At 66.0% G+C, this 26,595-nt stretch carries 26 protein-coding genes and 1 pseudogene; 13 read left to right on the top strand and 14 right to left on the bottom strand.

From position 1 onward, the window contains the following. Positions 1-19 precede the first annotated feature (19 nt). From HG262_RS25550 to HG262_RS25530, 5 genes are all read left to right on the top strand, one after another. The gene (locus tag HG262_RS25550) at positions 20-871 is read left to right on the top strand and encodes a M15 family metallopeptidase (protein WP_169273681.1); all 852 of its coding nucleotides are present in this window, start codon (positions 20-22) and stop codon (positions 869-871) included. A 78-nt stretch (positions 872-949) separates the two neighbouring features. Continuing rightward, positions 950-2,344: a hypothetical protein gene (locus HG262_RS25545; RefSeq protein ID WP_169273680.1), complete on the top strand. Its 1,395-nt coding sequence runs from the start codon at positions 950-952 to the stop codon at positions 2,342-2,344. Between the two features lie 120 nt (positions 2,345-2,464). Continuing rightward, positions 2,465-6,166 (top strand): type VI secretion system membrane subunit TssM, encoded by a 3,702-nt coding sequence (gene tssM, locus HG262_RS25540; protein ID WP_169273686.1) that lies wholly within the window; start codon positions 2,465-2,467, stop codon positions 6,164-6,166. Further along, positions 6,163-7,146: a type VI secretion system-associated protein TagF gene (tagF, locus tag HG262_RS25535; protein WP_169273679.1), complete on the top strand. Its 984-nt coding sequence runs from the start codon at positions 6,163-6,165 to the stop codon at positions 7,144-7,146. Before tssM ends, tagF begins: the two co-directional genes overlap by 4 nt. Before the next feature lie 2 nt (positions 7,147-7,148). Continuing rightward, positions 7,149-7,943, top strand: a complete 795-nt coding sequence (locus HG262_RS25530) for an OmpA family protein (RefSeq protein ID WP_105557032.1) — start codon at positions 7,149-7,151, stop codon at positions 7,941-7,943. 41 nt (positions 7,944-7,984) lie between these two features. Here the strand turns inward: HG262_RS25530 and tssA are convergent, their stop codons facing one another. Next, positions 7,985-9,106, bottom strand: coding sequence for a type VI secretion system protein TssA (tssA, locus tag HG262_RS25525; RefSeq protein ID WP_169273678.1), 1,122 nt, complete (start codon positions 9,104-9,106; stop codon positions 7,985-7,987). 175 nt (positions 9,107-9,281) lie between these two features. Here tssA and HG262_RS25520 point away from each other — a divergent pair, with 175 nt between their 5' ends. The 4 genes from HG262_RS25520 to HG262_RS25505 all read left to right on the top strand — a co-directional run bounded on the left by HG262_RS25520 (position 9,282) and on the right by HG262_RS25505 (position 11,608). Continuing rightward, entirely contained in the window at positions 9,282-9,533 is a 252-nt protein-coding gene (locus HG262_RS25520; protein WP_169273677.1) for a hypothetical protein, read from the top strand. Between the two features lie 35 nt (positions 9,534-9,568). Next, a complete protein-coding gene (locus HG262_RS25515; RefSeq protein WP_169273676.1) occupies positions 9,569-9,841 on the top strand; it encodes a PAAR domain-containing protein in 273 nt (90 codons plus the stop codon). Between the two features lie 142 nt (positions 9,842-9,983). After that, the gene (locus tag HG262_RS25510) at positions 9,984-11,387 is read left to right on the top strand and encodes a hypothetical protein (protein ID WP_169273675.1); all 1,404 of its coding nucleotides are present in this window, start codon (positions 9,984-9,986) and stop codon (positions 11,385-11,387) included. Between the two features lie 56 nt (positions 11,388-11,443). Next, positions 11,444-11,608, top strand: a complete 165-nt coding sequence (locus HG262_RS25505) for a hypothetical protein (protein WP_169273674.1) — start codon at positions 11,444-11,446, stop codon at positions 11,606-11,608. Positions 11,609-11,631: 23 nt separating this feature from the next. Here HG262_RS25505 and HG262_RS25500 read toward each other — a convergent pair whose 3' ends face one another. Both HG262_RS25500 and HG262_RS25495 read right to left on the bottom strand, forming a co-directional pair. After that, positions 11,632-12,102, bottom strand: a complete 471-nt coding sequence (locus HG262_RS25500) for a thioredoxin family protein (protein WP_248293499.1) — start codon at positions 12,100-12,102, stop codon at positions 11,632-11,634. Positions 12,103-12,199: 97 nt separating this feature from the next. After that, positions 12,200-12,889: a cytochrome c biogenesis protein CcdA gene (locus tag HG262_RS25495; protein WP_169273672.1), complete on the bottom strand. Its 690-nt coding sequence runs from the start codon at positions 12,887-12,889 to the stop codon at positions 12,200-12,202. 174 nt (positions 12,890-13,063) lie between these two features. Here HG262_RS25495 and HG262_RS31150 point away from each other — a divergent pair, with 174 nt between their 5' ends. From HG262_RS31150 to HG262_RS25485, 3 genes are read left to right on the top strand one after another with little or no spacing between them, the layout of a single operon-like run. After that, complete coding sequence (locus tag HG262_RS31150; protein ID WP_282437049.1) at positions 13,064-13,192, top strand: hypothetical protein; 129 nt, start codon at positions 13,064-13,066, stop codon at positions 13,190-13,192. A gap of 36 nt (positions 13,193-13,228) precedes the next feature. Then, positions 13,229-13,969, top strand: a complete 741-nt coding sequence (locus HG262_RS25490; RefSeq protein WP_169273671.1) for a response regulator — start codon at positions 13,229-13,231, stop codon at positions 13,967-13,969. Beyond that, a complete protein-coding gene (locus HG262_RS25485) occupies positions 13,966-15,282 on the top strand; it encodes a HAMP domain-containing sensor histidine kinase (protein WP_169273670.1) in 1,317 nt (438 codons plus the stop codon). The genes HG262_RS25490 and HG262_RS25485 overlap by 4 nt, the downstream gene beginning before the upstream one ends. Before the next feature lie 101 nt (positions 15,283-15,383). Here the strand turns inward: HG262_RS25485 and HG262_RS25480 are convergent, their stop codons facing one another. Continuing rightward, positions 15,384-16,145 carry a 5'-methylthioadenosine/adenosylhomocysteine nucleosidase gene (locus HG262_RS25480; protein WP_169273669.1) on the bottom strand — a complete coding sequence of 254 codons (762 nt, stop codon included), beginning with the start codon at positions 16,143-16,145 and terminating at the stop codon, positions 15,384-15,386. Between the two features lie 301 nt (positions 16,146-16,446). Between HG262_RS25480 and HG262_RS25475 the strand changes: the two genes are divergently transcribed. Beyond that, positions 16,447-16,872 (top strand): organic hydroperoxide resistance protein, encoded by a 426-nt coding sequence (locus HG262_RS25475; protein WP_169273668.1) that lies wholly within the window; start codon positions 16,447-16,449, stop codon positions 16,870-16,872. Positions 16,873-16,932: 60 nt separating this feature from the next. Here the strand turns inward: HG262_RS25475 and HG262_RS25470 are convergent, their stop codons facing one another. The 10 genes and pseudogenes from HG262_RS25470 to HG262_RS25425 form a co-directional block, all read right to left on the bottom strand. After that, positions 16,933-18,237: an ABC transporter substrate-binding protein gene (locus HG262_RS25470; RefSeq protein ID WP_169273667.1), complete on the bottom strand. Its 1,305-nt coding sequence runs from the start codon at positions 18,235-18,237 to the stop codon at positions 16,933-16,935. Positions 18,238-18,273: 36 nt separating this feature from the next. Then, a complete protein-coding gene (locus HG262_RS25465) occupies positions 18,274-19,398 on the bottom strand; it encodes a zinc-dependent alcohol dehydrogenase family protein (RefSeq protein ID WP_169273666.1) in 1,125 nt (374 codons plus the stop codon). 61 nt (positions 19,399-19,459) lie between these two features. Beyond that, complete coding sequence (locus HG262_RS25460; protein ID WP_169273665.1) at positions 19,460-20,212, bottom strand: glucose 1-dehydrogenase; 753 nt, start codon at positions 20,210-20,212, stop codon at positions 19,460-19,462. 25 nt (positions 20,213-20,237) lie between these two features. Beyond that, positions 20,238-21,674: an aldehyde dehydrogenase family protein gene (locus HG262_RS25455; RefSeq protein WP_169273664.1), complete on the bottom strand. Its 1,437-nt coding sequence runs from the start codon at positions 21,672-21,674 to the stop codon at positions 20,238-20,240. Positions 21,675-21,691: 17 nt separating this feature from the next. Then, the gene (locus HG262_RS25450) at positions 21,692-22,348 is read right to left on the bottom strand and encodes an ATP-binding cassette domain-containing protein (protein WP_169273663.1); all 657 of its coding nucleotides are present in this window, start codon (positions 22,346-22,348) and stop codon (positions 21,692-21,694) included. Positions 22,349-22,351: 3 nt separating this feature from the next. Then, entirely contained in the window at positions 22,352-23,092 is a 741-nt protein-coding gene (locus tag HG262_RS25445; protein ID WP_169273662.1) for an ABC transporter ATP-binding protein, read from the bottom strand. A 2-nt stretch (positions 23,093-23,094) separates the two neighbouring features. Further along, positions 23,095-24,111, bottom strand: coding sequence for a branched-chain amino acid ABC transporter permease (locus tag HG262_RS25440; RefSeq protein WP_169273661.1), 1,017 nt, complete (start codon positions 24,109-24,111; stop codon positions 23,095-23,097). Then, complete coding sequence (locus tag HG262_RS25435) at positions 24,111-25,016, bottom strand: branched-chain amino acid ABC transporter permease (RefSeq protein ID WP_169273660.1); 906 nt, start codon at positions 25,014-25,016, stop codon at positions 24,111-24,113. The genes HG262_RS25440 and HG262_RS25435 overlap by 1 nt, the downstream gene beginning before the upstream one ends. Before the next feature lie 318 nt (positions 25,017-25,334). Continuing rightward, positions 25,335-25,886 carry an electron transporter SenC gene (locus HG262_RS25430; RefSeq protein ID WP_211187771.1) on the bottom strand — a complete coding sequence of 184 codons (552 nt, stop codon included), beginning with the start codon at positions 25,884-25,886 and terminating at the stop codon, positions 25,335-25,337. Then, positions 25,886-26,595: pseudogene (locus tag HG262_RS25425) on the bottom strand (ABC transporter); the annotation flags it as partial. The gene HG262_RS25430 and the pseudogene HG262_RS25425, both read right to left, overlap by 1 nt.

Genomic DNA, 26,595 nt, shown 5'->3' with positions numbered 1-26,595 from the left:
TCGTGATTGAGGGATACCGTTGCTACTTCTGCTGCCCCTTTATTTTCTGCTTGCGATAGGCGTATCCGCGCTGCTCGTCTTCCCGTCTTTCCGCATGGGAACGGCGCGCAGCGTACGCGCGTTGGCGCACGGCGTACGCCGTGCGCTGGCCCATCGCGCGGGTCAGGCGGCGGGGGTTGTGGGCGGGTCCGCACAGGGCGTGCGGACGGGTTTAGGAAAGGCCGGCGGCACGTTCTCCGCCTATCGCTGGCAGATCGCCGCCGTGCTGGCGGTCGTGTTGCTTCCGTCACTTTTCGCTTTCGTCATGCGACACAATCACACATTTTTTTACGAGGACCAAACCGCGGGTCCGGACCCCAGAATCCAGGCGTTATTGACCGGTGAGCGGCTGGTTCCACCGCCCCCGCTGCCCCCTGAAATCTTCACCACGCGCGAAGTCGAATTGGTGCGTCCGAACCTCGGCGGCGCCAGCCGCGACTGGAACCTGCTGGATGCCGATTACCGTCAACGCCTGTTGGCCGCGTATCGCGTGATGCGTGAAGAGCACGGCTATGAAATGGTGCTGATCGAAGGCTATCGCAGCCCGGAGCGGCAGACCGAACTGGCGGCCAAGGGATCGCATGTGACCAACGCCGGCGCCTACCAGAGCTACCACCAGTATGGCCTGGCCGCGGACAGCGCATTCCTGCGCGACGGCAAGGTCGTCGTGTCCGAGAAAGACCCCTGGGCCATGCGCGGCTACGAGCTGTTTGGGCAGACCGCCGAACGCGTCGGGCTCACATGGGGCGGACGCTGGAAGCTGATGGACTTCGGCCACACGGAATTGCGCCGCCCCGGCGTGATGCGACGCGGCGCGGGGGCCACGCAATGAAGCCGTCATGCCGCGAAGTCAGCATGCACCGAACGCCGCCTCCGGGCGCCACTGCAACCGCTATTTTCATGGGACCACATGACCCGCGTGCTTAAAACCGGCCTGGTGCTGGCCTTGGTCTTCGGCGTCGTCTGGCTGGCCGTCATCATCTGGTGGCAGGAGTCGCACACGCTGCCCACCGGCGTGGATATCGGCTTGTACCTGTTCGCCTTGCCCCTGGCGCTGATCGCGGCAGGCTGGGCGGGCAAGCGCATCGTGCGGGCGCGGCGCGAAGCCCGCGCCAACCCGGCGCCGGCCGCCACCGATGGCGACGGACAAACCGTCCCCGCCCTGCCGGCGACGGCTCGTCTGGTCGTGCTGGCCAGCACCGCGCGCGCCGCGCTGGGCAACGACCCCGCGTCCATCCATGCTGCGGTGGCCGAGCAGCAGCGCCCTGCGCTGGATGCGTCCTTGATGAACGCCAAGGGCTTTCCCATCTTCGCCGCGCGCGCAGCGCATCTGGACACGGAATTACTGCGCGACGCGGCAGCGGGGCAGCAGGCTCCCCAAGCGGCCTTGGCCGAGGACATCGTCCGTGCCACCGCGTTGCTGGGTGATGTCGTGCAGACCCTGTCGCAAGAAGCCCGCGCACGCGTGCTGGACAGCGGCACGCCGGAACGCGACGACGCGTGGCCGCTGCTGCAATTAGAACTGGCGCTGCCCGAGCAATGGCCTGAGGCGGCACGCGACCAAGCCTGCAAGCAGGCGCGCGCGGCGGCCGTCTGGCCAGACTCCCGTCTTGGCATGCACTCCCACGCCGCGAAGAACGCGCTAGACAGCGATAGCCTGCTGCGCCAGCTGGCCCAGGAACCGTTGACGCCCGCCATCGCCACGCTGCGCCTTGTGGCCGCGGCCGATTCCTACATCGACGCGAATCGCGTGCAGGACTGGGAGCAACAAGGCGCGCTGGCCGGCAACGCCACGCCTCAGGGCCGCATCCCCGGCGAAGCCGCGGCGGGACTGCTCGTGGACCTGGCCTTGGGCAGGCAGGACGCCGGAACGCCGGTTGCACCGCCAGACGGCGCAATGACGTTGACGTTGTCACCCACGGCGCAACGCGCCACCGCGGCCGATGCGCGAGGCGCCATCAACGAACCCATGCTGGCGGCGTTGGCGACGCAGTTTCTGGAACGGCACGCGCAACCCGCCGACGCGATCGCGGCGCTGGTCAGCGACGCTGATCATCGCGGCAGCCGTCCGCTGGAAGCGGCCGGATTGGCCAGTACGCTGTTTCCCAAGCTGGACCCGACCCAGGACTGCCTGGCCGTCGGGGCCGCGTGCGGCTACACGGGTGCGGCCTCGCACCTGTTGACCCTTGTCGTGGCCAACGAGGCCTGCGCGCAAATGGAGGCCCCCGTGCTTGTCGTGTTGACCCAGGACCCCGCGCTACGCGCATGCGCGCTTGTTGCCCCCGCGCTTTCCCCCTCCGCCTGACCCACAAAAAAACAGTCAAAAATCATGCGTAGCCCTTCAGGTTTCTTTTCCGGAATTTCCAGCGCGTTCAGCGAGGGCCGGCACTGGTCGTCGCGCATTCTGGCCAGCCCCCGCACCTTCATGGCGATCGGCCTGCTTGCCCTGGTGGTTTTCCTGTTCCTGTTCGCCGACACGATCGAGATCGGCCTGACCTGGGCCGCCATCGCACTGGGTATTTTCCTGTTCCTGTGGCTGTGCGTGTTCCTGTGGCGCCGCCGCCGCACGCGGCACGCCAACAAGAAGCTGGGCGACATGCTTGAGCAGCAAGTGCAGACCGGCGCCGCCGCCAACCGCGGCGAAGTGGATGCGCTACGCGCCCGGTTGACGCAAGCCGTGCGCACGATCAAGACATCGAAGATCGGCCAGGTGTCGGGCAACGAGGCCTTGTATGAACTGCCCTGGTACATCGTGATCGGCAATCCTGCCGCCGGAAAAAGCAGTGCGGTGATCAACTCCGGCCTGCAATTCCCGTTCGCCGACAAGAACGGCGCGGCCGTGCGCGGCGTGGGCGGCACGCGCAACTGCGACTGGTTCTTCACCACCGAAGGCATCTTGCTGGACACCGCCGGCCGCTACTCGGTGCATGAAGAAGACCGCAACGAATGGATGGGGTTCCTGGACCTGCTCAAGCGCCATCGGCCCAAGGCGCCCATCAACGGCATCATCGTGGCCGCCAGCATCGACGAACTGACGGGAGCGGGTCCCGAGTTCGCCATCAACCTGGCCAAGAACCTGCGCCAACGCGTGCAGGAACTGACGGACCGGCTTGAGGTGTTTGCGCCGGTCTACATCATCTTCACCAAGGCCGACCTGATCTCCGGCTTCAGCGAATTCTTCTCCGACTACGACCAGCAAGAGCGCGACCGCGTCTGGGGCGCCACCCTGCCCTATGGCGCAGAAGAGAACCGCGACGTGCTGGCGCTGTTCGACGAGCGCTTTGACGAACTGTACGAAGGCCTGAAGGAAATGGGCACTGCCCAGATCTCGCTACGCAGCAACCGCGAGCTGCCACCTGGCCTGTTGACCTTCCCGCTGGAATTCGCCGGCATCAAACCCGCGCTGCGCACCTTCCTGTCAACCCTGTTCGAAACCAATCCGTTCCAGTACAAGCCCGTTTTCCGCGGCTTCTACTTCACCAGCGCCTTGCAGGAAGGCGTGTCGCAAAGCACGTCCACTGAACGGCTGGCCGAACGTTTCGACCTGCATCCGGCCCAGCGGGCGCAACCGCGCAACGTGTCGTCGCACAACGGCTTCTTCCTGCGCGACCTGTTCTCCAGCGTCATCTTCGCCGACAAGAAACTCGTGCGGCAGCACGCCAGCCCGGCCAAGACCCGCATGCGCTACCTGACCTTCTTCGGCCTGGTGCTGGCGCTTGGCCTGGTGCTGGGCGGTTGGAGCTGGTCCTACCTGGGCAACCGGCAGCTGGCGCAGAACGTGCAGGCCGACATGGACAAGGTGGTGCGCCTGCAAAGCGAACGCACCGACCTCCAGAGCCGCTTGGAAGCCATGGAGATCCTGCAGGACCGCATCGAGCAGCTGGACCGCTATTCGTCCAGCCGGCCGTGGTCGCTGGGGCTGGGCCTGTACCAGGGCGACGTGCTGAAGGAACGCCTGCTGGCCGAGTACTACAACGGCGCCCGCCAGTTCATGCTGACGCCGGTGAAGGCCAGCCTGGAAGACTTCCTGGCCAAGGTGGACACCTCGGCCGCCGCGGCCGCCACCGGCGGCACGCCGCAGCCCGCGCCCCAGGCGGCGCGCGCCTCGCACAACGCGGGCGGCGACACGCTGTTCCAGGACGCTTCGCCCACCAATGCGGATGACGCCTACAACGCGCTGAAGACGTATCTGATGATGGCCAACCATCAGCACGTCGACCCCACGCACCTGTCGGATCAGATCACGCGCTTCTGGCGCGGCTGGCTGGAGACCAATCGCGGCGCGATGCCGCGTGACCAACTGATCCGCAGCGCCGAACGCCTGATCTCGTTCTATGTCAGCCGCGCGCCGGACGCCGGTTGGCCCCAGATCGAGACCAACCTGGCACTGGTAGAGAAAACGCGGGGCAGCCTGCGCTCTGTCATGCAAGGCATGCCCGCCCGCGAACGCGCCTACGCCACACTGAAGGCGCGCGCCGCCACGCGCTTCCAGACCATGACGGTGGCGCGCATCGTCGGCGAGAACGACGCTGGCGTGGTGGCGGGCAGCTACGCCATCCCGGGTACGTTCACGCGTGAAGCCTGGGAGCAATACATCCAGCCGGCCATCGGCGAAGCGGCCAAGAAGGAAGTGCAGACCAGCGACTGGGTGCTGGGCGTGAACGCCCGCGACGACCTGACGCTGGAAGGCAGCCCCGAACAGATCCAGAAGAGCCTGGCCACGATGTACAAGACGGAGTACGCCGAGGAATGGCAGAAGTTCCTGCGCGGCGTAACGATCAAGCCGTTCACCAGTTTCGACCAGTCGGTCGCCGCGATGAACCGCCTGGGCGATCCGCAGACGTCCCCCATCGCCAAGCTCATCAACACCACCTATGAGCAGACCTCCTGGGACAACCCGTCGCTGATCAATGCGGGGCTGCAACAAGCGCAGAGCGGCGTAGTGGGCTGGTTCAAGCGCGTGATCCTGCGCCAGACGCCCCCGGCGGCGGCCGCCGCCGCCGCCAATGGCGAGGCGCTGCCCATGGGCCCGATCGGCCGCGAATTTTCGGACGTGGCGCGCCTGGTGGTCACGCGTGAAAACCAGTCGCTGCTGGGCAACTACATGGGCGCGCTGTCGAAGATCCGCACGCGCTTCAACCTGCTGAACAACCAGGGAGATCCCGGCCCCGGCGCGCTGACCCTGATGCGCCAGACGCTGGAGGGCAAGGATTCGGAGCTGGCGGATGCCCTGAAGCTGGTGGACGAACAGATGCTGGCCGGCATGAGCGCCACGCAGCGCGAAACGCTGCGCCCACTCTTGGTGCGCCCGCTGATCCAGGCCTATTCGGTCACCATGCAACCCGCCGAATCCGAATTGAACAAGGTCTGGAACGCGCAGGTCTATCAGCCCTTCAACCTGACACTGGCAGAGAAGTACCCCTTCGCCGGCCGCGCCAGCGTCGAAGCCAGCAGCGACGAGATCGGCCAGGTCTTCGGACCGCAGGGCAGCATCGCCAAGTACGTCAACGACACGCTGGGGCCGCTGACCGTGCGCCGCGGCGACATCCTGACGGCGCGCACCTGGGGCGACATGGGCGTCAGCCTGCAGCCGACCTTCACGGCCAATTTCGCGCAATGGGTCGCGCCCCTGTCGGGCGGCGCGGCGGGCGGCGGCGCGGCCAGCCAGCCGCAGACGCTATTCCAGATCCAGCCGAAGCCGGCAGGCGGCGTCACCGAATACACCATCGAGATCGACGGCCAGCAGCTTCGCTACCGCAACACGCCGCCGCAATGGGTCAATTTCGTCTGGCCCAACGCGCAAGGCGCGCCTGGCGCCCGCATCACCGCCACCACGTTCGACGGCAGCGTCGTCGAGATCGTCAACGAACCGGGCCGGTTCGGCCTGGAACGCCTGATCTCCACGGCCCAACGCACGTCCAACCCCGACGGCAGTTTCAACATGAGCTGGGGCAAGTCCAACGTGACCGTGCCCGTCAAGCTGCGCATCATCAGCAACGCCCAGGCGCCCGGCGCCGGCGGCAGCGAGCCCGGCAGCCAGGGCTTGCGCAACCTGCGACTGCCCTCCTCCGTGGTGGGCGCATCCCCCGACCCCTCCGCCCAGCCGCGACCCGGAGCGCCGCAATGAGCAACGTGCAGTCCCCCCTGTTCCGAACGGCCTACTTCGGCAAGATCCCCACCCGCGGCGATTTCGTGAAGAACACGTCGCATCCCCAGTTGATGGCCACGCTGGACGCGTGGGTCGCCAACACCATGGAGATCCTGGCGCAAGAGCCGCACTGGAAGGCGCTATACGACGACACCGAACCCACGCCGTTCGCCATCCTGGGGTCGCGCGGCAAGCTGGCCATCGCCGGCCACCTGCAACCCAGCCAGGACCAGTCCGGGCGGCGCTTTCCATTCCTGTCGGCAACATCCGTCGAGGTGCAGCGGCCGCTGGCGTTCATCGCGCGCAGCCCCATCGCCTTCAGCCGGATGTGGAACCGCATGAGCGGCGCGGCGGGCATGCTGATGACCGACGCCGACCCCAGCGCGGCCCTGCAGCAACTGAACGAACTGGAAGGCGAAATCCGCACCGCCGCCGACGACGGCTTTGACGCCTTCGTGGACCTGCAGACGATTGAACGGCTGGAGGCCATGCTGCGCGGCAATGGCCACGCCGCCAGCGTGCACGACATCATCCTGGCACTGGGCATCTTGCTGGAGCCCGTCATGTCCAGCGGCTCTTCGCAACTGGACAAGGGACTGGCACTGCCGCTGCCGGACGACCCGCTCTACATGAACCTGGTGGCCGCATACTGGATGACGCTGATCGCGCCGTTCCTGTCCCGCGCGGATTTCGAGATCACCCTCTTCATCGGCCGCATCGCGGGCAAGCACCGGCTGGTGGCGGGTTTTCGCGGCGCGTCGCCGCAGACGCTGGCAAGCCTGTTGTCCACCCCGCAGGCGTTCGCCGAACAGCACATCGTGCTGGAAGACGCGCCCTGGGTGCGCAACCACGTATCGGCCAGCCACGGGCTGGCCAAGCTCTCCAGCTATCTGGATCAACCGCGACTGTCCCTGCGCATGGCGCTGGACACGTTCCGCGAAGTCTTCACCGGAGCCTGACCATGCGTGTCTCTCTCCTGATCATGGCGGCGCTGTTCTCATGCGCCGCGGCGGCCCAGGACGGCGCAACGGTCGTTCCCGCCAACGTCGTCCCGCAGCCCGGCCAGGTGGTCGCCAGCGGCTCCGTGCCCGACGAAGCCACCAAGGCAGACGTGCTGGCGCGGCTGCAGCAGGTCTATGGCGTGGGCAATGTGATTGACCAGATCGACGTGGGCGGCGTCGTGGCGCCACCCAATTGGTCCGAGCACGTGGGCAAACTGATCGGGCCGCCCTTGAAGCAGATCAACCGCGGCCAGCTGGAAATCGACGGCACGCAGATCCGCCTGCGCGGCGAAGTCCAGAACGAAGCGTCCCGCCAGCAGATCGCCAGCACCTTCGCGACCTCGCTGAACCCCACGTACAAGATCGTCAATGGGTTGCGCGTGTCCGCCAGCAAGGACGAACAGGGCCTGCTGGACAAGGTACTGACCAACCGCGTCGTGGAATTCGAAACGGGCAGCACCACGCTGACCGCGCGCGGGCGCGAATTGCTGGACCTGGTGGCCGACGTGGTGCCCAAGCTGCATAGCGAAAAAGTGCAGATCATCGGGCACACCGACAGTTCCGGCAGCCGCAGCACCAATCTGGCCCTGAGCCAGGCGCGCGCGGACGCGGTCAGGGCTTATCTGGTGGACAAGGGTTTGCCGCCCGCGCGTTTCGAAACGCTGGGCGCGGGGCCTGACCAGCCGGTGGCGACGAACGCCACGGCGGAAGGCCGCGCCAAGAACCGCCGCATCGAATTCCGGGCCAGCCGCTAGCGCCCGGCGGCCCCGCCGGCCTGGGCGGGGCCCTGCCGCCGTCAGCCGTTGTTGTCGGACGGCTTTGGCACGCCCAGAAGCTCTTCCAGGCCGGACAGCGCCTCGCCGTTCTTGACGACGGTACGCAGCCACAGGTGCAACGACATCTCGCCCCAGCTGGCCGCCTTGTCGGCCAGATAGGCCACCGGGCTGTGGGGCTCGGTACGGCGGAAGAACTCAGCGACTTCACGCAACTGCGCCAGCGCCTGGTCGCGCGTTTGCAGCGGACCTCGGCCGGGCGCGGCGAGGGCAGTGGATTCGGGCGACGTATCGGCGGCGGACAAGGAAGGCTCCAGTCGAGTGGCGGCGGGCGCGATCCCCGTCGCGGTCGCAGCGGGCGCGGCTGGCGCCAGGTCGGCGCGCACCAGCAGACCGGCCTCGCGGGCAAAACGGTGCACCAGCGCGGTCACGTCCTTCAACGCATCGCGCACCGGTGAAAACGCCGGCCCCTCGTCGCCCAGGTATTCGGCCAGCGTCCGTTCCAGCACGTCGACCGCGGCAAAGCAGCTTTGCAGATTGGCTTCCAGCTCGGAATAGAAGGCCGGCGGCGTATCGCGGCGCGCGGCGTCGAACTGGTCCATGGTGACTTTGCCGCGCGTCAGGTCGGCCGCGTGCTGCGGCGTGCGCTTGACCGCATTGGCCAATTGCGCCGCGCTCTCCCAAATCGCGGCGCCAAAGCGGCCACCTTCGGATTGGGTCAGCGGCAATTCGCGGATCAGTTGCTGCGTGCGCGACAGCAACCAGGCCAGGTTCCCCACCCGCTGGTGCACGTCGCCGTCCTCAGGCACGGGATGCAACCCGTCCCAGTAGCGGCGGCACAGGCCGTCCAGCAGCAGGTAGCCATCGCGCAAACCCGCAAAGCCGCGTGTCTTGGCCCACGCCTCGGCCAGCCAGGCCGCCACGCGCACGTCCTTGCTGCGGTCGCGCAGCACCTCGGTGCAGACGCGGATCACGAGCGGCCAGTCGGCCTCTTTGATGTCGATGATCCAATCGCCCTGGTCCAGATGCGGATCGTCCTGGCGGCGGGCTTCGCGGATGGCGTCGAACTCGGCCGAGAACACCATGTCGGCGCCACAAGGCGCATCGCCCGGGATGGGCTCCAGCAATGTGTCGATATCGCTCATATTGGTCTTGTTGAATGGCAAGATCGCGGCCGCCCGGCTTGCGGGTGAGACCGCCCGAAAGAGGCCCGATCATCCCATATCTGTAACCCGCTTACGTTCGAAGATGACACGTCCTATTACAAAGCGCATCACGCACCCTGGATATCATTCTTGTTCCCGCAAGCAAGGAAACGCGATGAACAAATCCTTCCACCAGATGCCTGACGGTCACTTCATCAACGGCACGCCGCGACGCTGCCCCGACGGCACCTACGTTGGCGACGGCGGCCCCATCACGCGCGCCCCCGACGGCTCCTATGTGGCCGGCAAACCGCAGCGCGCCCCCAATGGCCGCTACCTGGGCGGCGAGGGTCCGGTCCGCATGGCGCCCGACGGCACCTTCGTGATTGGCACCCCCAGGATGGCGCCGGACGGCACATACCTGTAAGCACTCTTTACCAACATCCGGAGTTCCACACAGCCATGGCAGAGCGATCCGTGATACGCAAAGGCGACCGCACCTCGCATGGCGGGGTCGTCGTCACCGGCGACGAGAGCGTGATGATCTTCGGCCAGCCCATGGCGCGGCTGGGCGATCGCGTCACCTGCCCGATGTGCGCGGGCCAGCACGTCATTGTCGAAGGCACGCCGGGCGTCAGTTCCGACCGGCGCACGGCCCTGGAAGGCATGAAGACGTCCTGCGGCGCCACACTGATCGCCAGCCAGCAGTTCTACCGGCTGGAGCATGGCGGCTAAGCGCCCGCGCGCCTGCCCCGCCCCGAGCTGACTCGATTGCCCCGGGGGCTGCCCCCCATGCCGCGCGTCCGGATTCGCCGTGGCGCGCGTTGTCGTGCACAATCCGGCCACGCCAACCTCGCGGCCCCCCCTTGCAGTCCCTATGATGTCCTTGCAGCACACCCCGATTACCGCGCTCGTGCTCGCCGCCGCGCTATGGCTGATGCCGCCCGCCGCGCTCGCCGCCGACACGCCTCCCCCGGTCAAATCCTCTGCCCGCACGGCGTCGCCCCCGGCGGGCATGCCCGAATACGGCGAAGGCGGCCACGGCCGCAGCCTGACCTTCGGCTTGTACGACGGCGACACGTTCAGGCCCGCCGCCAACACGCCGTATCGCCTGTTCCTGACCGCCAAGGGCGAAAAGATCCACGGCACGCCCAGCGGCGACGGCATCCTGCACGGCGTTACCGACGCGCAGGGACGGACCGCCTGGATCTGGACCGCGCAACCGCACGCCGCCAGCGATTTCACGCTGATCCGCCGCATCGGCGACGGCCCGTGGGGTCATTTCTTCCAGTTGAACTCAAGCGGCGACAACGAACCGTTGCCCGCATGGCCCTACATCCTGACGCTGCGCCAACGCTGGGGCGAGCAATGGGTCGACCTGGGCTACACCACCCGCCAGGGCGGCACGGCCTACTTCAGCCACAACATGCCGGCCGCCGCGATTTCCCTGTCCATCGAATCTCGGACCACCGATAACCGCATGTGCTTCGGAGAGCTGGACGCCATCAACCGCAAGTTCGCCCAGGACGACGTGGCCGGCGCGGAACAATTGATCGGCGCCATGCGCTGCGCGGGCACGCCGCAGCAACAGCTGGACCTGGCCCACCTGCTGCTGATGGCCGGCCACGAGGAGCAGGCCCGCCACTGGGTGCAGCGTGCCCGCCAGTGGCGCTTTCCGGAATCGCTCAAGCGCCCGGACAAGGCCCTGCTGGAAAACCGCCTGAACCTGGAGCGCCTGCTGGCCATGCCCGACCTTGCCCTGGCCGACGCCCGGGCGCTGCAATACCGCCAGACCAAGCGCGGGCGGGCGCCGCGGGCAGACGAGTCTGACTTTTCCAACGAAATCGCCTACTACCTGGCGGACTTCCAAGACTATCTGCCACAGGCCGAAGCACAGGTGCGTGAGTCCATCCACCGCGTCGGCCCCAATCCCTACAACCAGGGCACGCTGGGCTGGATCCTGGCGCTGCGGGGCGACACCGATGAAGGCCTGCGCCTGCTGCGCGAGTCGTACCGCGGCATTCCGCACAACGAAGAAATCGTGGCCGATTATGGGCTGACGTTGTGGCGCCACGGCCAGCCGGAACAAGCCGCGCGGCTGTGGGACGAGGCCCAGGCGCAGTGCGTCTGGGGCCGGCGCCTGCATGACGCGATGCAAGAAGCCCGGTATCCCCATCCCTACTTTCAAGCGGCGGACTCGCCCGCGGTGCGGGCGTACCGGCAGCGCTGCGATTCACCGCGCACCAAACGGAAGTTCTGGCGGGCGGATGCCGCCCTATAATCGCCCCACACGCTGCACGCTACGCGCCTGCTGAGGGGCAGCCGCAGGAGACCACCATGAAATCCCCGTTGATGCCTCTGATCGCCCTGTTGGCCACCGTTCTGCTGCTGGGCGGCTGCGCCGCCGGCAATGGCGGCCCGCCCCATCCCGGCGCCGTCAATCCCTACAGCAGCGGCGGCTTCCATGACGCCGGGCCCAATTACCCGGAAACCGGCCGCTAACCCGCCCGCTCAGACGCAGCCGCCTAGCCTGGCTGCGCCAGCAAGCGCTGGATCTCCGCCTCGGTTTCGGCATAGTTGCCTTCCCCGAAATGGCGATAGGCGATCCGCCCTTGCTTGTCGATCAGGTAGACCGCGGGCCAATACTGGTTGCGATAGGCCTCCCAGGTGGCATAGCGGTTGTCCTGTGCCACCGGGTACGTGATCTTGAAGCGTTCCAGCGCCTTCTGGACATTGGCGGTCGAGCGTTCGAAGGGAAACTCCGGCGTATGCACGCCTACCACGACCAGGCCCTGGTCTTGGTACTTCTGATGCCAACTCGTGACGTACGGCAGCGTGCGGATGCAGTTGATGCAGGTGTAGGTCCAAAAATCCACCAGCACGACCTTGCCGCGCTGCGACGCCAGGGTCAGCGGCGGGCTGTTGAGCCAGTTTTCGATGCCGGTGAATTCCGGCGCGGGCACTGGCGGGGTGGCCGCCTGCGCGACACCCGGCATGACGGATGCGGCCAACGACGTGGCAATCAACGCGCCAAGCGCGATCTTCTTTAGGCAAGCGAACATGGTCGGACTCCTCCGGGTCAGTGGATAACGGTCAGTTGAAAAGATTGCTGATCCAGGCGTAGGCCAGAATGTCGTACTGGAAATAGATGGCGCCCGCGGTCAGGATCAGCAGCACGCCAAAGCCCTGTTGCAGGCGATGGGTGTATCGCGACAGCCCGCGTACCCGGGCCGCGATGGCCTGGCCGCCGTAGGCGATCGCCAACATGGGAATACCTGCCCCGATGGCGAACACCAGCAGCAAGGTGCTGGATTGCGTCAGGTCCTGCGCCTTGGCGGCCAGCACCAGGATCGACGCCAGCACCGGACCCGCGCAAGGCGTCCACACGGCGCCCAGCGACAGCCCCAACAGAAAGCCGCCGGCATTCCCGCTGCCGGCCCCGCCGGCGCTGAATGCCAGCTGCTGCAACGGGCCGCCAAAGCGGGCGATCAGGCGGTCATAGGGTTGCGGCCAGATGCGCACCAGCCCAAACAGCGCCAGCAACGCGACCGAGGTAGACCGCACCGCTTCATGCACCGATTCATTCAGGTTCGACAGCAGGCTGAGCGCGATGCCCAGCCCGGCGAACGCCAGCACGAAACCGGACACGACGAACAAGGGACGCATCCGCCCGGGACGTTCCAGCGAGGTGCCAAGCAGCACCGGCAACAAGGGCAGCACGCACGGCGACGCGATGGTCAGCATGCCGGCCAGCAAGGCGATAGGGGTGTTGATCAGGTCCATGGGGGTGTCCTTTGGAAAGAGGCCCCATTGCACCCGCGGCACGTATCCGGCTTGTGCCGGTTTGGCGCAGTTTTTCCTGCTTATGTATCCGTTGCCGGCGCGTATACAGTACGACACACATCGCGGCTCGGGCGGCGCTATAAACCGTGCATCGCAGTCTGTGGAACCCCTTCGATGAAACGATTCCTTGCCGTCCTGTTGCTGCTGTTCGGCGGCTTTACCGCCGAAGCCGCCAAGCCATTCCAGTGCCAGTTGATCACCGATTCCCGTCCGCGCCGGGACCCCTTGCCCCCGGTATCATGAACGGCACGTCCTCCTACCTTAGAAAGGCATCCGCAGATGGATCACGTTGATCACGTCATGATCGTCGACGACGATCGCGAAATACGCGAATTGGCCGGCAACTTCTTGAAGAAAAACGGCCTGGCCGTCACGCTGGCGGCGGACGGCCGGCAAATGCGGTCGCTGCTGGAAAGCCTGTCTGTCGACCTGATCGTGCTGGATATCATGATGCCCGGCGACGACGGCCTGGTACTGTGCCGCGAGTTGCGCAGCGGCAAGCACCGCCGCATCCCCATCCTGCTGCTGACGGCGCGCAGCGACGACATGGACCGTGTCCTTGGCCTGGAAATGGGGGCTGACGACTACCTCGTCAAACCCTTCGTGGCCCGCGAACTGCTGGCCCGCATCAAGGCGATCTTGCGCCGCACGCGCATGCTGCCGCCCAACTTCCAGGTCACGGAACCGGGCCGCGAGATCGCATTCGGCGACTGGCGCCTGGATACCACCGCACGCCACCTGCTGGACGCGGCGGGCACCATCGTCTCGCTCAGTGGCGCCGAGTACCGCCTGCTGCGCGTCTTCCTGGACCATCCGCAACGCGTCCTGAACCGCGACCAGCTACTGAACCTGACGCAAGGGCGCGACGCCGACTTCTTCGGCCGGTCCATCGACCTGCTGGTCAGCCGCCTGCGCCAGCGCCTGCGCGAAGACGCGCGCGAGCCCCAGTACATCAAGACCGTGCGCAGCGAAGGCTACGTGTTTTCGGCGGCAGTGGACGTTTCGGAATCCGATCAGTGAGCCCCACCGCCCCGCGCCGCTTCGCCTGGCCCGGCACCCTGGTCGCGCGCCTGTTCCTGATCTTCCTGACCGGCCTGCTGCTGGCGTATGGGCTGTCGTTCGCCTCATTGTTCTATGAGCGCTACAGCACCACCAAAACCATGATGCTGGGCGACCTGGAACGCGACGTCGCCATCGCCATGGACATCCTGGACCGCCTGCCCGCAACCGAACGCCCCGCCTGGCTGCCCCGCCTGTCCAGCGGCAATCGCGAATACCGGCTGGGCAACGGCGAGGCGGACCAACCGCTTGCACTGGATGCCGCCCGCAGTGCCGCGCAGTCCATCCAGGCAGCGCTGGGCACCGCCCGCCCCGCGACCATACGGGCCATGGCGGACGACCCCCGCCATATCCAGGCGCGCGTCGTCTTGTCCGATGGGCAGCCCGTGATCCTGGACATCCATCTGTCGTCAATGCGCCCCGCGCCATGGCTGGGCGTCGTGCTGGCGGTGCAACTGCTGCTGTTGATCGGCTGCGCCTGGCTGGCCGTGCGCCTGGCAGTGCGTCCGTTGACGCGACTGGCGCGCGCCGCCGAAGCACTGGATCCCAACGCCAAGAGTCCCCTGCTTAGCGAACATGGCCCCGCCGAGGTGGCCCACGCCGCAGTCGCCTTCAATGCCATGCAAACGCGCATCGCCGCCCACGTGGCCGAACGCATGCAGATACTGGGCGCCATCTCGCACGACCTGCAAACGCCGATCACCCGCATGAAGCTGCGTACGGAATTCATGGACGCCTCCGTCGACCGCGACAAGCTGGCGCAAGACCTGAACGAAGTGGAGCGCCTGGTGCGCGAAGGCATCGACTACGCCCGCAGCGCCCACGGCAAGGTGGAAACGCCCGTGCGCGTGGAGCTTGCCGCGTTCCTGGAAAGCCTGGTCTATGACTACCAAGACACGGGCAAGGCGGTCAGCCTGTCGGGCGACAATGCCGGCCTGGTGTCGACCCGCCCGCACGCATTGCGACGCGTCCTGGGCAATCTGATCGACAACGCCCTGAAGTTCGCGGGCGCGGCAGAGGTCCGCGTCGACGCTGCTGAAAGTGGGCCCGTGTCGATCTTCGTATTGGACCGGGGGCCTGGTATTCCGGCGCATGAACTGGACGCGGTGCTGCAGCCCTTCTATCGCCTGGAAAGCTCACGCAACCGCGACACGGGCGGTACCGGGCTGGGCCTGGCCATTGCACAGCAATTGGCGGAGGTGCTGGGCGCCAAGCTGATCCTGGGCCCCCGCGACGGCGGCGGCTTATCCGTTGAATTGCGCATCGCCCGCTAGCGCCGCCCTGCCCCGGGGAGAAAATCGTGGAAGGCTCCATCGCTAACCACAACAAGATCGAGCGCCACCTAGGGGCGTTGTACCGCGCCGCCTATTGCGTATCAGGCGGCTGACAGCGCGCCCGACTTCAAGAGCGGCGCCAGAATACCGGCCGTGTAGACCCGCGCCACATTCTCCAGAAACGCCGTGAAGTCGGTCTTGGCGGCATGGTCCGCGCGGTCCGAGATCACGCGCATCACCGCAAACGGAATGCCGAACTCATAGCAAACCTGCGCCATCGCCGCGCCCTCCATCTCGACGCATAGCGCATCGGGCAGGCGCTTGCGCAGCGCCTGGGCCTCATCGTTGTGGCAGACAAACACGTCGCCGGTCGCGATCAATCCCGCATGGACCTTGGGCTGGGAAAACGTGGCACCCGCGGTATCGCCTGCGGGGGCTTGGCGTTGCACGAAGTCCTGGGCACTGTCGTGCAGCAGTTTGCTCAGGGCCGCATCTGACCCGAACTGCACCCGGCCCAGCAAGGGGATCTCGTGCTGGCCGAACAGCGGCCGGGCGTCCATGTCGTGCTGCATCAAAGTATTGGCCACCACCACGTCGCCCACGTCCACATCCGCATGCAGGCCGCCCGCCAACCCGGTGAAGATCACCTTCGACACCTTGAACTCCCGAATGACGATAGACGCCGTGGCAGCCGCCGCCACCTTACCGATACGACTAAGCGCGATGACGCACGGCGTGCCCCACAACGTGCCCACATGGAAATCGCGCATGGCGATACGGCGAATCGTCGCGCCCGGGTCCATCGCCGCCAACAGGTCGGCGATTTCTTCGTGCAGCGCGCCGAGGATGGCGAGGCGTTTCATGGTGTCCTTTGGGATGTGTGGCGATGCGGCTGAATGCCGCGCAAGCGGGGGAACATACTGTAAACGGCGTCGAGGTTCCAGCAGGGGGGATTGGGTAATGGGGCTGGGGATGGGTGCCGGGGTCTGGTTGCAGCGTTCCGGGTTCCGGGTTCCGGGTTTTGTACCGCAGCGTATCCACTTGCCCCGGCGATACACGGCAATGCGTATCGCCATCCACGCGACACAAGTCGGATACAGGCGCTTGTTGCAATGCAGGCACCATTTCAACCCGCCGCCAACCGCGGCATCACCGGGAGCCATCATGGCCAAGCAACTTGAAGAAGTCCTCTACACCGCCCACACCCACACCACCAGCGGCCGCGACGGCACGGGCCGCAGCAGCGACGGCGCGCTGGACGTGCTCCTGAGTCCGCCCGGATCCGGAAAGCCCGGCACGAATCCCGAACAGCTATTTGCCGTGGGGTACTCCGCCTGCTTCATGGGAGCCATGAAACGCGCGGGCGCTGCGAATGGCATCGCCGTGCCGAAGGACGTGGCAATTGACGCCAGCGCCTCACTGGGCAAGATCGACAGCGGAGCGAACTTCGCGTTAGGGGTCGTGCTGGCGGTGTCGCTGCCGGGGCTGAGCGGGGAGGAGAAGCAGGCGCTGGTGGAAGCCGCGCATCAGATGTGTCCGTATTCGCGCGCGATCAAGGACAACGTGGACGTGCGGTTTGAGATTATTTAAGACAAAAAAACCCCGGCGATTGCTCGCCGGGGACGTCCCTGCACACACAACACCGATTGATCAGTTCGCAAACACCTTGATCTGGTCGCTTTTCAGCACGTCCGGGGTCAGGCTCTTTTCGATCCATGCCATCGACGTGTCCTCCACGCCCGGGGTGACCAGCTCAGCCGGGACGATGGTGATGTCGGCCAGCACCTTGAACGGGTACTTGTCGCTCTTTTTTGTCACGCCGAACAGTTGCGCTTCCAGGCCCTGGCCGTCGGCGCGGTGCATTTTGACTTCGCGGCCGTAGCCCTTGAAGGTCACGTCATGCATGGCGGCAGCCACTTGTTCCGGGCTGGGCCAGGCGCCGCCGTTGTCCTTGATGGCCTTTTCGTAGCCGGCTTTCAGGCCCTGGATGGCTTGCACCATGTGATAGACCGAGTAGATCGGGTAGGCGCCGGTCTTGTCATGGAATTTCTTCACGAAGGCCTGGTGTTGCGGATCGTCCTTGGTTTCCGGATGCAGGAAATAGTGGTCGCCGCGGGCGCCCACGTACACGCCTTCAGGCAAGGCGTTGCCCAGGCGTTCCAGCGAGCTTTCCGCCAGCGACAGCACAAACGTGGAGTTCTTGAACAGGTTGCGCTGGGATGCCTGGCGCACGAAGTTGTCCAGGTCGCCGCCCCACGACGTGGATACGATGACGTCCGGGCGCAACGCTTGCAGGCGGCTGATCTCGGTGGAGAAGTCCGCGGCGCCGAACTTGGGGAACATCTCGGCCACGACCTTGACGTCCGGCTTGAATTTCTTCAGTGCGGCCAGGAAGATGTCGCGCGAATCGCGGCCCCAGGCGTAGTCCTGGTTGACGATGGCGATGGTCTTGAAGTCGGGCTTGACCTTCATCAGGTACAGGACCTGGGCAACCATTTCGGTGGTGGCGTTGGCCTGGGTGCGGACGACGTACTTGTACTTCTTGCCTTCCAGCGCCTTCTCCGTGCCGCAGTCCCACAGCACGTTCAGCACCTTCAGGTCTTCGGCCACGGGCGCGACGATGTTGCAGTGGCCGCTGGAGATGGCCGACAGCATGACGCGCGTGCCGCCTTCGGCCAGGCGGCGGTACTCCGACAGCAGTTTCTCGCCGCCGCCGCCTTCGTCGATGTAGCTGGGAACAAGCTTGACGCCGTCGATGCCGCCGGCGGCGTTGATGTCCTGGATCAGGATCTCGGCGGCGTCGCGGGCCGGCACGCCGAACACCGATGCGGACCCCGACAGGAACGTCGAAATGCCGATGTTCAGTTCCTTCGGCTTGTCGGCGGCGCTGGCCAGCGCCGTGAAGCCCGACAGCAGGGTAGCGCCCAGAAGGGCAGCCAGTCTTGAGGTTTTCATGGTCTTGTCTCCAGTGTTGTAGTCGGGTCTATGCCCTTAGAAAACGATGGCGTCGCGCAGGCTGCCGCCGGTAGCGAGGTGATCGAACCCCTCGTTGATCTGGTCCAGCGAAAACGATTTGCCCATCATCCGGTCCACCGGCAACTGGCCAGCCTTGTACAGGTCGATGTAGCGGCTAATGTCGATGGCGGGCACGCCTGACCCCAGATAGCTGCCACGGATGTCGCGCTCTTCGCCCACCATCTGCGACAGCGACAAGGGGAAGCTGAATTTGGGGTTGGGCAGGCCCGACGTGACGGTGGCGCCGCCGCGGCGAGTCAGTTTGTAGGCCGTCTCGAAGGCGGGCACGGCACCGGCCATGTCGAAGCCGTAGTCCACGCGGCCGCCGGCCAGATCGAAGAGGTCGTCGTCCGTTTTGACCTGCTTGGGGTTGACGGTGTGGGTGGCGCCCAGCTCCTTGGCCAGCGCCAGCTTTTCCTCGCTGAGGTCGACGGCGACCACGCGGCGCGCGCCAGCAGCCACGGCCGCCAGCAAGGCGCTTAGCCCCACGCCGCCCAAGCCCACGATGGCGGCGGTGTCGCCGGCCTTGATGCGCGCGCGGTTCAGCACCGCGCCCGCGCCGGTCAGCACGGCGCAACCGAAGAGCGCGGCTTCGCGATGGCTGAGTTCGACATTGACCTTCACGCAGGACCGGCGCGACACCACGGCGTATTCCGCGAAGCAGGACACGCCGGTATGGTGGTTGATGTATTCGTCGCCGATGTGCAGGCGGCGGTCGCCCCCCAGCAGGGTGCCTTGGGTGTTGGCGGCAGCGCCCGGTTCGCACAGCGCGGGCCGGCCTTCCATGCAGGGGTTGCAGCAGCCGCAGCTGGGCACGAACACCATGGCCACGTGGTCGCCTGGTTTCAGGTCCGTGACGCCGGGGCCGGTTTCAACGACCTCGCCGGACGATTCGTGGCCCAGCACGATGGGCACGCCGCGCGGACGGTCGCCGTTGATTACCGACAAGTCCGAATGGCACAGCCCCGCCGCCTTGATCTTCACCAGCACCTCGCCCGTGCCGGGCGGGTCCAGTTCGATCTCGGTGATGCTCAATGGCCGGGTCTGGGCGTAGGGGCCTGCCACCCCTACGTTACGCAACAACGCCGCTTTGATTTTCATGCGCCTGACACCCACGGTAGAGAGAAGACGCCCCGGTCTGTGCGGGGCCTGTCGAAAACGATCAGACGGTACGGCCGCCGTCCACGGGGAATTCCACGCCGGTGATGAACTCCGCCGCATCGCTGGCCAGGAACAACGCTGCCGCCGCCACGTCCGACGGCTGGCAAAAGCGGCCCAGCGGAATGGTGGAAACGAACTTGGCGCGGTTCTCGGGCGTGTCGGGCAAGCCCATGAACAGTTCGAACATGCCGGTGATGCCCATCACCGGGCAGATGGCGTTGACACGGATGCCGTCGGGACCCAGTTCCACCGCCATGGACTTCGACAGCACGTTGACCGCGCCTTTGGACGCGTTGTACCAACTGAGCCCCGGGCGCGGACGGATGCCGGCCGTCGAGCCCACGTTCAGGATCACGCCGCGCTTTTGCTTGCGCATCACCGGCACGACTGCCTGGGCCATGTGGTAGATCGACTTCACGTTGATGTCGAACATGCGGTCAAACATGGCCTCGTCCACATCCAGCATCGGCTGGTTCTTGTGGGTGATGGCGGCGTTGTTGACGACGATGTCGACCGAGCCAAATGTCTCTTGGCAGATGCGCACCACGTTGTCGATGTCGGCGCGGCTGGACACGTCGGCCTTCACGGCCAGCGCAGCGGCGCCGACTTCAGCCGCCACGCGGTCGGCGGCTTCCTTGTTGATGTCGGCGATGACGACCTTCGCCCCTTCCTTGACGTACAGCTTGACGATGCCTTCGCCGAACCCGCTGCCGCCGCCCGTGACGATGGCGACCTTGCCTTGCAACTGACTCATGACTTGTCTCCGGATAGCGTGGCGATCATTCGCCGTAGAATTGGATCAACGTTTTGGTCGTGCTCATTTCTTCCAGGGCGATGAAGCCCTTCTCGCGTCCGTGGCCGCTTTTCTTGACGCCGCCGAACGGCAGTTCCACGCCGCCGCCCGCGCCGAAACCGTTGATGTAGACCTGGCCGCACTTGATGCCGCGCGCAACCCGCTGCTGGCGTCCGCCATTCTCCGTCCAGACCGCGCCCAGCAGGCCGTAGTCGGTGGCGTTCGCCAACCGGATGGCATCGGCCTCGGTGTCGAACGGCAGCGCCACCAGCACGGGCCCGAAGATCTCTTCGGTCAGCAGCGTGCTGTCATGCGATGGAGCGCTGAACAAGGTCGGTTTGACGAAGTAACCGCCCGCCGGCACGCCGTCGGCGATAGCGCCTTCAGCCGCCACTTTCAGGCCGTCGGCCAAGCCCTTGGCGATATAGCGGTTGACGCGGTCGAACTGCGCCTTGTTGACCACCGGGCCGCAGGTCAGGTCCATGTCCGGCGTGCCGGCACGGACTTTCGAGAATTCTTCCGCCAGCGCTTTCATGAAATCGGCGTAGATGCCTTTTTGCACCAGCAGGCGGCTGCCGGCGGTGCAGGTCTGGCCCGCGTTGTGGACGATGCCTTTCACGATGGCGGGGATGGCCAGCTTGTAACGGGCATCGTCGAACACGATATGAGCGGACTTGCCGCCCAGTTCCAGCACGCACTTGACCGCATTGACAGCGGCGGCCTGCTGGATCAGCACGCCGACCTCGTTCGATCCCGTGAAGGTAATGAAGTTGATGTCGGGATGGCGCGACAGGCTCGCGCCCGCCTCTTCGCCCAGACCCGTCACGATGTTCAGCGCGCCGGCGGGGAAGCCCACTTCCAGCGCCAGCTCGGCCACGCGGACGATCGACAGGCAGGCGTCTTCGGCCGGCTTGACCACGGCGGCATTGCCCATGGCCAATGCCGGGGCGACGCTACGGCCGAACATCTGCGCGGGGTAGTTCCACGGGATGATGTGGGCAGTGACGCCCAGCGGTTCACGGATCAGCTGGACCGAATAGTCCTTCTGGAACGGGATGGTCTGGCCGTGTACCTTGTCGGCCGCGCCGCCGTAGAACTCGAAATAGCGCGCCAGCACGGTAATGTCGGCACGCGCCGTAGACATCGGCTTGCCGGTGTCGCGAGATTCCAGCTGGGACAATTCTTCGTGATGCGCCAGCACGGATTCGCCCAGGCGCAGCAGCAGCCGGCCGCGTTCCAGCGCCGTCATGTTGCCCCAACCTCCATCCAGCGCGGCGCGCGCGGCCTTCACGGCGGCATCGACATCGGCTTGCTGGCCGCGCGGGATGGTGGTGAACACTTTGCCGTCCACCGGCGACACCACATCGATGGTGCGTCCGTCTGCGGCATCGGCCTGGCGGCCGTCGATAATCATCTGCGTCATGGAAAGTCTCCGGGTATTCAATTCAAGGTGATCGAGCCGCGCTCGATCGTCCATATCTGGTCAGGGATCTCGCCAAGCAACTTCACGTTGGACTCGGTGATCACCACGCATAGGTCGGGCTGCAATTCCTTCAACCGCGCCAGCGCTTCGGTGTAGTCGCGCGCCAGCTTCGGGGCCAGGCCCTGGAAAGGCTCGTCCAACATCAAGAGACGGGTGCCAACCATGATGGCGCGCGCCAACGCCACCATCTTTCCCTGGCCGCCCGACAGCGCGGAACCGGACCGGCCCAGCATGGGTGCAAGCTGCGGCACCACCTTCAGTACCGTGGCGATGCGCGCGGCGATCTCGGCCTTGGATTGGCCTTGCACCTCGCACGGCAGATTCAGGTTTTCTTCGACCGTCATGGTCGGGAAGATCACGCGGTCTTCTGGCGCGTAGCCCACCTTCAAGGCCGCGCGCTTGTGCCCGGGCAAGGTGGTCAGGTCCGTGCCGTCGAAGGCGATCTTGCCGGACTTGATCCGAGTCAGACCCATGATGGTGCGCAGCAGCGTCGTCTTGCCTGCGCCGTTGCGGCCCACGATGCCGATGGTCTTGGACGGTTCAAAGCTGGCGCTGACGTCGCGCAAGATGCGGTTGCCCGCCAGGTCGACGTTAATGGCCGATAGATTCAACATGATTCAGGCCCCCAGCACTTCGCTTTTGATCTGCGGGTTGTTCAAGACCTCGTCGGGCGTGCCGTCGGCGGCCACCTTGCCCGCGATCCAGGCCGCCACCCGCGTGGCATAGCGCGACACGATGTCCACATCGTGTTCGACGAACCAGCTTGTCACGCGGCGTTCGTCCAGTGCGTGCATCACGGTTTCCATCAACGCAAATTTGTCTTCGGACGCGACCCCGCTGGTCGGCTCGTCCATGATGAGCAGCTTGGGCTGCAGCGCCAGCGCCATCGCTACGTCCAGCAGCTTGCGCTTGCCTTCCGGCAGTTCGATGGAGGCTTCGTCGGCCTCGGGCAGCAGACCCACCAGATCCAGCGTGGCGTCCACTTCCTTGTCGTCGATGGTGCTTTCCAGCGACCGGAACCAGCTGAGTTCCTTGTTGCGCCGCGCGGCTGCAATCTGCACGCACTGGCGCACCGTGTGTTCGGTGAACAACTGCGGCAGCTGGAACGACCGCCCCAACCCCAGCCGCACGATCTTGCGCGGCGCCATCGCCGTGACGTCGCGCCCATCGAAATACACCTTGCCCTTGGACGGCGCCAGGTAGCCCGTGCAGATGTTGATGAACGTGGTCTTGCCGGCGCCGTTCTGCCCGATCACGGCCAGCCGTTCGCCTTCGTGCAATTCGAAATCGATGTTGTCGGCCGCGACGACGCCGCCGAAGGCCAGGTACAGGCCGGTGGTTTGAATGAGGGGTTTCATCTTCAGTTCCTCGCCGATGCTTGCGCGCTGGCCTGGACCCGCGCCGCCATGGTGGCGCCCGCGCGGGCCTGGGCACGGGCCAGGTCGCGTTTGCGGATCGCGGCGCGCTTCATGATCTGGCCGACGAACCCGGTGGGGAACATGAAAATCACCAGGATCAGCGTCAAGCCCAGCAGGAACTGCCACAGACCGGGAAAGTACGCGGCAGACACCAGCTTGACCGTTTCGAAGCCCACTGCCCCCAGGAATGCGCCCGCCGCATGGCCGGCGCCGCCCAGGATGGTGATGAACACGAATTCGCCTGAGCGCAGCCACGATCCGATTTCCGGTGTGACCAGGCCCTGCATCAAGGCCAGGATGGCGCCCGAGAAGCCCACCACCACGGCCGACAGCAGATAGCCCTTCCACATGATGAAGTACGCGGAAAACCCCAGGTATTCGATGCGCGTCTCGTTTGTCTTGATGGCCGACAGGGCCTGCCCGCTGCCCGACCGGAAGTAACGCTGCACCCACCAAGCCAGCGCCATCGACAGCACCAGCGTCAGCACCAGTAGCGCGCGTTCGAACGATTCGCGCTCCATCAGCACGCCGGCCATGGACGGACGCACGATGCGCAGGCCGTCCGAACCGCCCGTCAAGGTGTAGAGCTTGCCCAGCAGCGCGAACAGCACCATGCTCAGCGCCAGGTTCAGCATGCCGAAGAAGATGCCGCGATAGCGAACCACGAACAGGCCGATCACGACGGCCGAAGCGAAGCTGGCGACGACGCCCGCCAGGATCAGCACCAGCGCGTCGGTGCCCGGCATGGCGCGCGCCAGGAAGGCCACGGTATAGGCCGAGATGCAGGAATACATTGCGTGGCCGAACGAAATCTGTCCGGCGCGGGCCATCACCGACACGCCCAGCGCGGCGATGGCGTAGGTCAGGCCGATGACGATCGGCGTGATGGTCCAGGAATAGGTATAGCCCAGGAATAGCGTGGCCAGCGCGGCCACGAGGCTGAGTACGGCGACTTTCATCAGATCCTCCGCGCCTGGGCGACCGTGAACAGGCCATGCGGCCGGATGATCAGCACCAGCACCATAATGATGTACGGCACCGCCACTTCCAGTTCAGGCGCGGCGTAGACAGCAATGGCGCGGATGATGCCGATCAGCAGCGCGGCGATCAGAGCGCCCGTGATCTGGCCCAGGCCGGCGGTGGCCACCACGGCGAACGACAGCACCGTCATGTCCGTGCCGGCGCCCGGCACCAGCGACGTGGTGGGCGCCGCCAGCGCGCCGCCCAGGGCGCCCAGGATGGTGGCGATCACAAAGGTGACGTAACCGATCTTCTTGGCGTTGATGCCCAGTGATGTCGCGACCTCACGGTTGTGCGTGGTCGCCACCGTCTGCTTGCCCAGCTTGGTGTGGCGCAGGAAGAACTCCAGGCACACGTAGGCCAACACCGCCGTCACCGGCACTACCACCAGTTGGTAGGTCGTGTAGGTGATGTCGCCGATTTCGATATTGCCCAACCGGTTGACGACTTCGCTGGCGCTGTAGGGCTGCGCGCCCCACAGCAGGCGCTGGATGTCTTCCAGCATCAGGAAGCCGCCGAAGGTGATCAGCAGCTTGAGAATGGGGTCGTAATTCTGGGCGCGGCGGATCAGCACGAATTCCATGATGCTGCCCAGCGCCAGGCCGACGGCGATGGCCGCCACGAACAGCGCCGCAAACAGCAGGAAAGGGGAGTCGGTTTTGGGCGCCAGGAACATGACCAGGCTGGCCGCGGCGTAACCGCCGAATGCGTAGAAGGCGCCGTGGGCGACGTTCAGGATGCCCATCACACCGAACACCAGGGTTAACCCCATCGACACCAGGAACAGCAGACTGGCGTACGCCACGCCGTCCACCAAGGCGAGAGGCAATAGATCCAAGGTCAAGCGTCTTCTCCCAATACGCTAAGCACCTGCCGCACCGGTGGATGCGTTGCCGCGGCAACGTGGATCCCCTGCACGGCGGTACGGGCATGTCGCCCTGGACGCGCCTGGCGCGTCCCTGTCTCGTTATGGACCTTGCCGTACCCGCCTTCGATGCGATGCGAAGCGGGCCGGAAGGCGCTTATGTGGACGGGCCGCCGGCCGGTGAAGGCGCCCGATGGTACCCGTCCGATAATGGAAACGAAGTATAGGGATGGCCCTTTTCAGCGCCTATTTATCTTTGTGCAAGCCGGGCTTCACAAGCGATAGAGTGGCGGTCCGCTAGGGGGTTTCCGCATTCGGGTTTTCCTGCAGCATTGCCGCCATCGGCGTGCGCGTCTGGTAGTCGGGGATGATGCGGATGTGCGCTTCGCCCGGCAATTGCACATAACGGCCTAAGCCATCCGGCGCCAGCGCCCCCACCGCCATATGGGCGAGGCGCTGGCCGGCGGCGTCGCGGATGTCGATCCACAATTGGGGCGGATTCAATCCATACGATTCATCGGCATGGGGCACCAGCACACGGTCGCTGCGGGCCTGCGAGAACAAGGCCAGGAACTGCACCGCATCGAAGCCGTCGGCGCGCCCCCCGGGCGTGGCTGCCCAACCTTGTCCGCCGCGGACCAGCGTGACCGACGCGGCGGCCGTGGCCAACGTCACTTGCGCGGCTTGCGCGGCATCCCATGAATACAGGCGTGCCGGTTTTCCGGCGTCGTCGTGCAGATGCGTGTGGCCGCCGTGGCCGGCCGGCCCCTCGGCCGCCTCGCGCCATTGCCAGGCCGACAAGCCCACGCCGGCCGCCAGCAATAGCGGCCACAGGGCGCGTGCCGCCATCACCGGCGCCTCCACCACAGCAACAGTCCGGTCATCAACGCCAGCAGGGGCAAGGCGACGGTGCTGGTCCAGAACACCGTGCGCATCTGCCGGTTGGTGAGTTCGACACGGCGGCCTTCGTAGTGGCGCGGCCGGATGGTCAGCAGCGCATCCTGGCCCGCCAGCAGCGTCACCGCGCTGGTGAACAGCGCGCCGTTGCCCAGCGTGGCGAAATGCCGGTTGGTGGCAAAGTCGCTGTCGCCCGCCACCAACAAGGTCGGGTGCGCGGCCCCGTCCGCGCTGGCTGCCTGCGCGTTGCGTGTCGCCAGCGCCATCAGGGTGTAGCGCGACGCAGGTTGCCCCGGCAGATGCGCTTGGCTGGACGTCTGCGCCAAGGGGGTCACGACGACGCCCTTGGGCAGGCTGTCGCCAGCGGGCTCCAAGCCCGCCGCGCCGGGAAAGAAGCTCAGGGGCAGGCCGCGTGTCATCTTGTGCCGCGTGTAGTCGCTGACGGCAGGGCTGCCCGGATCATTGCGGTAGTGGCTGCCCGGATCCGCAAGCGCCCCCGGCGGGCGGGCGATACCGAAGTCGCCCAGCAGCGCGTCCAGGCCATGGGGCGCATCGGGCTCCAGCAACAGCAGGGTCTTGCCGCCCGCGGCCGTCCAGCCGCGCAGCGCCTGCGCGTCATCGTCGCCGAACGGCGTGCGCGGCCCGGCCGCCACGACGACCG

The sequence above is a fragment of the Achromobacter sp. Bel genome (assembly GCF_012928505.1).
Classification (GTDB): domain Bacteria; phylum Pseudomonadota; class Gammaproteobacteria; order Burkholderiales; family Burkholderiaceae_B; genus Achromobacter.
This window is presented reverse-complemented; position numbering and strand designations above follow the sequence as displayed.